This window comes from Clavibacter sp. MX14-G9D (assembly GCF_032917815.1).
GTDB lineage: Bacteria > Actinomycetota > Actinomycetes > Actinomycetales > Microbacteriaceae > Clavibacter > Clavibacter michiganensis_K.
In genome coordinates, this window is record NZ_JAVCVL010000121.1 from 1 (window position 1) to 8,477 (window position 8,477).

An 8,477-nucleotide genomic window follows, 5' to 3' on the forward strand; every position below is an offset into this window, starting at 1 on the left:
GTCGGTCCCGGGGTCGGCGTCCGCGGTGATCCACGTGCCCACGGCCGGCCCGTCGAGCACGAGCGCGAGCGACGCGGCGCGCGACGCGCGGGCGTCCTCGAGGGCGGCGCGCACCGCGGCGGGGACGGGAGCGCGGTGGTCGCCGACGGGAGCGACCTCGACGACGACCACGCCGATCCGACCGCCGCAGGTGAGGCCGACCTGGAAGGCGTCGACGTCGCTCACGCCGAAGCCGGTGAGCACGGGCACCCCGTCGTCGAGCACGCCCGCGGCGACCTCGACCACGGCGCCCTCGACGCAGCCGCCGGAGATGGATCCGATGACGCGGCCCGCCTCGTCGACCGCCATGGCCGTGCCGGCCGTGCGGGGCGCGCTGCCGAGCACGTCGGTGACGCACGCGACCGCGAGCCGTCGGCCGTCGGCGAGGGCGTCGAGCACCTCCGCGGCGATCTCGAGCACGGCACCTCCGGACGGGAGCGCCCGGGCGGGGCGCGGACAGGCGAAGGGTACCGCCCGCGTCAAGCCTCGCACGGCCCCTGCGTAGGGTGGGACGCGGATGCCGGGGGGCTCCCCGGTGCCGGGCGCCGCATCCGGTGCCGAGGACGAGGACGAGGAGGCCCGAATGACCCCGACCGCACCCGCCTGGCCCCGCCCCCTCTTCCGCCGCCTCCGACGCGCGTGGCACGACTCGCCCTCCTTCGTGCCGGCGCTCGTCTTCGGGATCCTGGTGTTCGCATGGCTGTGGGCGCTCGACATCGATCGGCCGACGGAGGGGACGGGGACGGGGACCGTGATCCTGCGCGCCGCGGTCGCCCTCGCCGCCGGCGTCGCGCTGGCGGGAGCGCGACGCGCCACCCGCATGTACCACCCCGGCTCGCCCAGCGAGGTAGAGGTGTCGGAGGCGGCGGAGGACGGCGAGCTCCCGCCGCGAGCGGAACCCGTCGCATGGCAGGGCGCCCTCGAGCGGCGACGGCGGCAGATCCGTCAGGAGGCGTGGGCCGTGCCGCTCGCGCTCGTGCTGGTGGTGGCCCTCGCCGTCCTCGCTCCCGCCGGCGGTGTCCTGCCGGTGGCCTACATCGTGTTCCTCGCCCTGTTCGTCCCCTGGGCCGCATGGGTGATCGCCTCGCGAGGCCGCCGCCGCGACGGCGTCGACGCGCTGCTCATCCCGTTGCAGGAGCGGGCGCTCCGCGACGGCGAGGAGCGCGCGGGCTGGGCGCCGCCCTCCCCGCACGGCGGGATCCCGTCGGTGCGGGAGCGGGACGAGCCGACTCCCCGCTGAGCGGCGAGCGCTCGACCACGGGCGCGGAGCGGCGTGTGACGGCTCCCTGGATGACGCCGCGTGTCGGTGCGCTCCGCGGGCATCCACCCGCCGGGTGCGACCATCATGTCGAGGGCCCTCCGTCCGGCGTGCCCCACGGGGCCCGCATGCACGACGGGCGCCTCCGACGGAACGCGTCCTCCCGCGTCCCGCCCCTGCCGAGCGAACGGACCCGCATGGTCGACCACCGCGCCCCGAGCACCTCACGCCCCACCCCGCGGACCGTCACCGGCGCCTCGCCGGACACCGGATCCGGATCCGGCTCCGGCTCCGGCTCCATCGGCCGCCGCGCGGTGCACCGCGGGCACGTGCTGCACATCGCGGGCGCTCCCCGCGTCGAGGACGCCCGGCGGCACCTCGTCTCCGTCCCCGACGGCGCGCTCGCGGTCGACGCGGCGGGGCGCATCGCGTGGGTCGGCCCGTTCCGCGAGCTCCCCGCCGCGTTCGCCGACGCCCCCGTGCACGGCGACGCGTCCGACTTCCTGCTCCCCGGCTTCGTCGACGCCCACGTGCACTTCCCGCAGACGTACACGACCAGCGCCCACGGCGGCGGGCAGCTCCTGGAGTGGCTCGACTCCTGCGTCTTCCCCTCGGAGGCCCGCCTCGAGGACGAGGGCTTCGCCCGGATGATCGCGCGGGACTTCACCCGGCGGCGGGTCATGGCGGGCACCACCAGCGCGCTCGTGTTCGGGTCGGCGTTCCCCCACGCGCAGGACGCCCTGTTCGAGGCATCCCGCGACGCCGGCCTGCGGCTGGTGAGCGGCCGCGGGATCCAGACGGTCGGCTCCGGCCCCGCCACCCCGCTCCTCACCTCGGAGGAGGACGCCATCTCGCTCTCCTGCGCGGAGATCGACCGCTGGCACGCCGCCGACACGGGGGACGCGACCACCGCCCTGCTGCAGGTCGCGATCGTCCCCCGCTTCAGCCTCTCGGTGACGCCCACGACGTTCCGCGGGCTCGGCGAGCTCTACGACGTGGCGCGGGGCGAGGGCGTCTACTTCCACTCGCACCTGAACGAGAACGACCGGCCGGGCACGGGCGAGATCGCGGCCGTCCGCCAGGTGTACGGCACGGAGACCTACCTCGACACCTACGACGGGCGGTTCCTGCCCGGGTCGGCGCGCGGCGGGTCGAGCCTCCTCGGCCGGCGCAGCATCCTCGCGCACGCGGTGCACTGCCAGGACTCCGAGCTCGCGCGGCTGCGCGACACGGGCAGCAGCATCGCGCACTGCCCCACGTCGCAGCAGTTCCTCGGCTCGGGCACGATGCCGTGGCGGCGCACGCGCGCATCGGGCGTGAACGTGGCCATCGGATCCGACGTCGGAGCCGGGGACGAGTGGCTCGTCTCCCGCGTGCTCAACGACGCGTTCAAGGTGCACCTGTCGGAGCCGGGCGACGCGGGCGTGGAGCTGGACGCGGCCGAGCTGCTGTTCCTGGGCACGCTCGCCGGCGCCCGCGCGCTGGACATGGAGGAGCGCTACGGCAACCTCGATGTCGGCAAGGACGCCGACTTCCTGACGATCACGCCGGACCGGTGGGAGCCGCTCGCCCTGACGCTCGCGCACGGCATCCGCTCGGACGACGCGGCGCGCGCGACCGACCAGCTCCTCTTCACCCTCCTGATGGGCCTCCGCGAGCCCGCGATCACGGGCGTCCACGTGCAGGGCCGGCGGGTCTCGGCGGGCTGAGGGGCGGCCGGCGTCAGCCGCCGAGGGGCGTTCATCGGCCGGCGTCAGGAGCTGAGCAGGCGGTTCTCGTAGGCGTGCACCACGATCTGCGCGCGGCTGCGGAGCTCGAGCTTGCCGAGGATGCTGCTGATGTGGGTCTTCACGGTCGTCTCGCTCACGAAGGCGGCCGCCGCGATCTCGCTGTTGCGGAGCCCCTTCGCCGCGAGCAGGAACACCTCCCGCTCCCGCGGCGACAGCGCGGCGAGCGCCCGCTCGGGCCGCTCGGTCGCGGACGCGCGGGCGTGCTCCGCCACGAGGTCGACGAGCGGCGTGGGCGCCGCGTCGCCGGCGTGCACCGCGCGGACGGTCTCCAGGAGGGTCTCGGGCGTCGCGTCCTTCGTGATGAACGCGCTCGCCCCGTGCCGCATCGACTGGAACAGCGCCTCGCGCTGCTGGAACGTGGTGAGGATCACGACCTTCGGCCGCGACCCCGGCTCCCCCTCGACCGCGTCCGGGTCGTCGCGCGTGATCCGGTGCGTCGCCTCGATGCCGCTCATCACCGGCATGCGGATGTCCATGAGGACCACGTCGGGGCGCGTCCGCGTGACGAGGTCGACGGCCTCCCGCCCGTCGGTCGCCGAGCCGACGAGCTCCAGGTCGGGCTGGGACTCGATGAGCATGCGGATCCCGTAGATGAACAGCCGCTGGTCGTCGACGACGACGATGCGGATGCGGCGGGGCGCGGTGGCGGTCATGACGCGTCGCCGTCCGGATCGGCGCGACCGGAGCCGGGTGCGGCGTCCTCGTCGCCGGCCGCGTCCCCGGCCCGGGCTGCCGGGTCGCCCGCGTCCGCGTCCGCGCGCGGTCCCTCCGCCGCGCCCCGCCCGTCCGCCGCGCGCCGCCCGTCCGACGGGTGCTCCCCGTACGTCGGCAGGAACGCCGTCACCAGGTAGCCGTCGGCCGTCTCCCCCTCCTCCGGATCCGTGCGCTCCGCGGTCAGCCAGCCGCCGGCGAGCCGCGCGCGCTCCTGCATGCTCCCGACGCCGAACCCGCCGCGGGGACGGGCCGGGGGCAGCTTCGACGGCGGCTCCGGCGGCGTCCCCGAGCCCGTGCTGCGCACCGTCAGGGCGAGGCCGGGGCCCTCCCAGACGAAGGAGACGTCGACGGTCGCGATGCCCCGCGTGTGCTTCAGCGCGTTCGTCAGGCTCTCCTGCACGATCCGGTACACGCTGAGCTGCTGCGACGGGGTGAGGCCGCCGGGCCTCCCGGTCGTGCGCAGGTCGACGCGCATCCCCGTGGCCGCCATGCCGCGGACGAGCGCGGGCAGGTCCGCCAGGTTCGGCTGCGGCCGGTGGCTGTCGTCCGTGAGCTCCTCGATGAGCCCGCGGAGGTCGAGGAGCGCCGACCGGGCGGTGCCCGCGATCTCCCGCAGCGCCTCGTCCGTCGTCTCCGGTCGGGTCTCCCGGAGGAACCGCGACCCGTCGGCGACCGCCACCACCACGGCGAGGGAGTGCGCGAGGACGTCGTGGACCTCCTGCGCGATGCCGCTGCGCTCCTGCGCGATGCGCAGCTCCACGCCGGCGACCTCGAGGTCCGCCTCGGCGCGCACGAGCCGGGCGCGGTCGCGCACCAGCCGGGCGCGGTCCGGGAGGAGGCGCCCGCCCCGTCGCAGCGCGACGCCCAAGGCCCACGCGGCGACGTACATGACGGCGGCGATGCCGGCGAGCAGCAGCGCCCATCCCACGGACACGCCCTCCCCGTACGGCGCGGGACCGAGGCCCTGCCCGGCGCTCCCGTAGCCGGACGCGGAGATCGCGAAGCCGAGGCACACCGCCTGGAACGCGCCGACCGCGAGCGCCGCGGCCTGCATGCCCGCGCTCCCCGTGCGGCCGATGGCGAAGGCGACGACCGGCGCAGCCGCCGCGACCGGCCACGTCGTGGGATCCGGCGGAGCGACGAGGGCGAGCAGCGACGTCACGCCCGAGGCGCCGAGCATCTGCAGGGCCGGCACCACGAGCACGATCGCGAGCGCGGACCGCGGGGCCGTCCGGGCGATCGCGATCGCCGCGGCGTACGCGGCGACGGTGGCCGCGTAGGCGTAGCCGTGCTCCGGCAGGCCGCCGCCGAGCCCGACCAGCAGGAACAGGAGCAGGAAGGCCGTCCCCGCGGCCGGCTCCACGTACGGCCGGAGGCGGGAGCGGAGTCGTCGGGGCATGCCCTCACGCTAGGGCGGCACCGCCCCGGATCCGAGGGCCGGCGCCCGACGTCATCCGAAGGGACGAGCGGCGCCCTGGCGTCCGTCAGCCGCGGAGGTCGCCCTCCTCGGCGTCCCCGTGCCCGCCGGCGTCCGGATCCTCGCCGACGACGGACAGGGGGAAGCCGGGCATCGGCGGCGCGTAGGAGCCGGTGTGGTGCATCGTGCCCGTGGTCACCACGTGGTGACCGCCGTCGTCGCCGCCCCCGGCCTCGGGATCGTCCGGACCGTCGTCGCCTCCCCCGGCCTCGGGATCGTCCGGAGCGTCGTCGCCGCCCCCGCCGCCCAGGAGCCGGCGCGTGAGGGCCGCGCCCGAGGCGAGGAGGGCGTCGAGCGCCGCCGCGAGGTCGTCGTCACCCGGGGCGCGACCGGCGATCGCGGCGCGCAGCACCGTCCGGCGCATGAGCTCCTTGGCGAACGACCCCGTCGTCCCCTCCGCCTCCCGGGCCGCGTCGTCCAGCGCGTCCTCCCCCACGGGCAGCCCCGCCGCGTACCGGCGGAACAGGCGGATGCGCGCCTCCGGGCCGGGCAGCGGGATCTCGACGGCGAGATCGACCCGACCCGGGCGGGTCGCGAGCGCGCGCTCGAGCGTCTGCACGCGGTTCGTGGTCATGACGAACGCGACGTCCGCGTCGCTGTCCAGCCCGTCGAGGGCGTCGAGCACCTCGAACAGGAGGGGCTGCGGCGAGGTGTGGCGCTCCATCGCGACCAGGTCGATGTCCTCGAGCACGACGATGGACGGCGCGAACGTCCGGGCGATCTCGGCCGCCTGGGTGATGTACCGGATGCTCGACCCCGTCAGGACGACGGCCGTGACCCCGGGCGTCCTGGACAGCAGGTGCCGGATCGTGAGCGTCTTGCCCGTTCCGGGAGGGCCGTACAGGAGCACTCCGCGCTTCAGGTGCTGGCCCGCCGCCCGGAGCGCGTCGCGGTGGTCGCCGATGCCGACGACGTGCTGCACGACCTCCTCCAGCACGCCCCGCTCGAGCACGACCGCGTCCTCCGGCACGTCGGGTCGGACCACGAACGACGCGCCCGCGGACGCGCCGAACTGCGTGGCCTGGAACGAGAGCACCTGGCCGCGCAGCACGCTGCGGGCGATCATAAGCTCGCGCAGGCGGTCGAGGAAGGCGGTGACGGCGTCGTCGTCCGCGCCCATGACCTCCAGCTGCGCGTCCTCCCGCCCGAACTGCGGCGCGGCCCCGCGCTGCACGACCACGAGGGGGACGCCGTCGTGCTCGAGGAGGCGCACCCCGAACTGCACGACCCGGCGCCGGGTCGCGGGGCCGGTGTCCCGATCGGCGTACGACACGGGGCCGGGGGCGAAGCGGACGTGCGCGTTCGCGATCAGCTCCGACATGGACGTGTGGAAGCGCTGCTCGCCGCCGGTGGACCCGATGAGGCTCCCCGGGGCGGATCCGGCGAGCTCGTCGAGCGCGATGTCCGCATCGACGAGGCGGTGCGCGACCACCTGCTCGACGACGATCGGCAGCGTCGTCGCGTCGCACCCGAGGTGGACCGAGATCGCGTCCCCCAGCGGGGTGCGGTCGCCCGCCCTCTCCTCGGACATCGCCGTCACGCGCGCGAGGTACCCCGCGACGGCGCGCATCATCTCGCGGTCGAGCTCGTCCATCGGCATGCGGCACCCCGTCTCCGGCCGCCCGGCGCGACCACCCCGACCGTAGCGGGGCCGGCGTCGGGCCTGCGGAGCGCGTGCCGACGGGCGCCGGCCGGCTCAGCCGGCGTCGCCGTCGCGCTCCTCGGGCTCCAGCAGCCGGAGCCGCACGCGGTGCGCCACCACGACGAGGGCGAGCCAGGCGACGGCGAGGAGCCAGCCCGCGAGGACGTCGGTCAGCCAGTGGTGGCCCAGGTAGACGCGGCTGAGGCTCACGGAGGCGGCGAAGGCGACGGCGATCCCGTAGGTGAGCACGCGCGTGGAGCGCCGCATCTGCCGGAGCACCAGCAGGTAGGCGACGATGCCCGCGACGACGCTGGCGTTCAGCGTGTGGCCGGACGGGAACGACGGCGACGTCTCGTACGGCGGCACGGCATCGGTGCGCGGCGGGCGGTCGCGGCCGAGGAGCTCCTTGCCGACCTCCGTCATCAGCAGGGATCCGGCTCCCGCGACGAGGCCGAGCACGATCGGCACCCACTGCCGGCGGCGGATCGCGAGCGCGACGATCACCGCGAGGCCCACGATCGGGACGGCGTAGACGCCGGCGGCCTCGGTGAACACGGTCATCGCGGTGTCGAGCCACGGGGAGCGGACGTCCATGGCGAGGCGCAGCACGGGCTCGTCGAGCAGGGCGACGCTGTCGTCGTCGGTGACGGCCACGTACAGGCCCGCAAACAGGCTGGAGGCGACGGCCATCACGACCAGCCCGAGGGCGAGGACGGCCGCGAAGGTGCCCGACGGCCCGACCCGCCGCGCGACGCCGCCCGCCGCGCGGACGACGCGGCCGGGCGGCCGGTCGCGACGGCGCCGGACCGGCAGGCGGTCGCCCGAGGATCCGGGCCGGGTCACCCGTGGACGAGCGCGGACGACGGCACGCGGTCACGCTGGCGGACCGCGGCCGAGATGAGGCCCACGACGCCCGCGATGACGCCCACGACGAAGGTCGCGATGCCGCCGAGGATCCCCATGAGGACGATCCCGAACGTCCCGGCGCCCTCGTCGATCGTGGCGACGCCCGTCTGCGCGCTCCAGGTGGCGAGGATCGCGAGCCCGAGGGCGAGGACCAGCGCGACCACCGTGCAGCCGACGAGGTACCAGCCCCAGCCGGCGCCGCGCGCACGGGCCACGGCGAGGACGACGGCGACGAGGATCGCGAGCACGGGCACGCCGAGCGACAGGGTGAGGGCGAGGGCGGACGCGGTGTCGGGATCCATGCGTCGAGCGTAGGCCGCGCGGCGGGGGACGGCGAGGGGCGGGCGGACGGCTCCTAGCATGAGCGGATGGCGGGAGCACGGGGCGCGGACGACGACGACGACTGCGCCGCCCGCATCGCGGGGGTCGTCCTCGCCGCGGGTGCGGGCGTGCGCTTCGGTGGCCCGAAGGCGCTCGCCGCCCGTCCCGACGGCACGCCCTGGCTCGCGAGCGCGATCCGCGCGCTCGCCGAGGCGGGCTGCTCCCCGGTGCTCGTGGTGCTCGGCGCGGCCGCCGAGGAGGCCGCTGACCTGCTCCGCACGCTCCCCGAGGCGGTCGACGCGGTCGTCGTCCGCGCCGACGACTGGGCCG

General features: G+C 76.2%; 9 protein-coding genes. 3 read left to right on the forward strand and 6 right to left on the reverse strand.

Features of this window, described 5'->3' with window-relative positions; all coding sequences use genetic code 11:
* Positions 1-459: XdhC family protein (locus tag Q6969_RS10355; RefSeq protein WP_317230369.1), on the reverse strand; the 459-nt coding region annotated here is incomplete at its 3' end.
* A 163-nt stretch (positions 460-622) separates the two neighbouring features.
* Here Q6969_RS10355 and Q6969_RS10360 point away from each other — a divergent pair.
* Positions 623-1,279, forward strand: a complete 657-nt coding sequence (locus Q6969_RS10360; protein WP_317230370.1) for a hypothetical protein — start codon at positions 623-625, stop codon at positions 1,277-1,279.
* 215 nt (positions 1,280-1,494) lie between these two features.
* On the forward strand, positions 1,495-3,006 hold the full coding sequence (locus Q6969_RS10365; protein ID WP_317230371.1) for an amidohydrolase family protein: 1,512 nt from the start codon (positions 1,495-1,497) through the stop codon (positions 3,004-3,006).
* Between the two features lie 44 nt (positions 3,007-3,050).
* Here the strand turns inward: Q6969_RS10365 and Q6969_RS10370 are convergent, their stop codons facing one another.
* From Q6969_RS10370 to Q6969_RS10390, 5 genes are all read right to left on the reverse strand, one after another.
* A complete protein-coding gene (locus tag Q6969_RS10370) occupies positions 3,051-3,740 on the reverse strand; it encodes a response regulator transcription factor (protein WP_317230372.1) in 690 nt (229 codons plus the stop codon).
* A complete protein-coding gene (locus tag Q6969_RS10375; protein WP_317230373.1) occupies positions 3,737-5,200 on the reverse strand; it encodes a histidine kinase in 1,464 nt (487 codons plus the stop codon). The genes Q6969_RS10370 and Q6969_RS10375 overlap by 4 nt, the downstream gene beginning before the upstream one ends.
* An 85-nt stretch (positions 5,201-5,285) precedes the next feature.
* A complete protein-coding gene (locus Q6969_RS10380; protein ID WP_317230374.1) occupies positions 5,286-6,878 on the reverse strand; it encodes an AAA family ATPase in 1,593 nt (530 codons plus the stop codon).
* A 96-nt stretch (positions 6,879-6,974) separates the two neighbouring features.
* Entirely contained in the window at positions 6,975-7,763 is a 789-nt protein-coding gene (locus tag Q6969_RS10385) for a phosphatase PAP2 family protein (RefSeq protein ID WP_317230375.1), read from the reverse strand.
* A complete protein-coding gene (locus Q6969_RS10390; protein ID WP_317230376.1) occupies positions 7,760-8,128 on the reverse strand; it encodes a hypothetical protein in 369 nt (122 codons plus the stop codon). Before Q6969_RS10390 ends, Q6969_RS10385 begins: the two co-directional genes overlap by 4 nt.
* A 66-nt stretch (positions 8,129-8,194) precedes the next feature.
* Here Q6969_RS10390 and Q6969_RS10395 point away from each other — a divergent pair.
* Positions 8,195-8,477: NTP transferase domain-containing protein (locus tag Q6969_RS10395; protein WP_317230377.1), on the forward strand; the 283-nt coding region annotated here is incomplete at its 3' end.